The following is a 310-nucleotide window of genomic DNA, read 5'->3' as shown; positions in this document are numbered from 1 at the left end:
GAACGCCGGGACCAGGTCGCGCTCGATGCACGCCCGGTAGCCGGCCCAGGTGTTCGGGGCCAGCGCCGGCCGTTTCGCCTCCAGCCACTCGTACAGGAATACCCCGACGCGCAGCGTCCGGTCCTCGTACACGCCCCGGTACTCGGCATCCAGCCCCCGCGCCATCCCCCGGGCCGCCTCCGCCCGGCTGGCGAACCCGCCCCGCCTCCGAGTCCGACGCTTGCCGTCCTCCCTCGCCAGGTCCACCGCGTACGTCCACCGCCCGTGCGCGGTATCGGCGGCCAGCCGCGGACACCACGAACCCAACTGC

General features: G+C 74.5%; 1 protein-coding gene. It reads right to left on the bottom strand.

Annotation, left to right across the window (positions count from 1 at the left end; genetic code table 11):
• On the bottom strand, window positions 1-306 hold a 306-nt coding region (locus OO57_RS47575; RefSeq protein ID WP_418909947.1), incomplete at its 3' end, for an Arm DNA-binding domain-containing protein.
• Between the last annotated feature and the right edge of the window lie 4 nt (window positions 307-310).

The sequence above is a fragment of the Kitasatospora phosalacinea genome (assembly GCF_000717185.1).
GTDB lineage: Bacteria > Actinomycetota > Actinomycetes > Streptomycetales > Streptomycetaceae > Kitasatospora > Kitasatospora phosalacinea_A.
The sequence above is the reverse complement of the archived record's forward strand: the minus strand, read 5'-3'. Positions and strand labels throughout refer to the sequence as shown.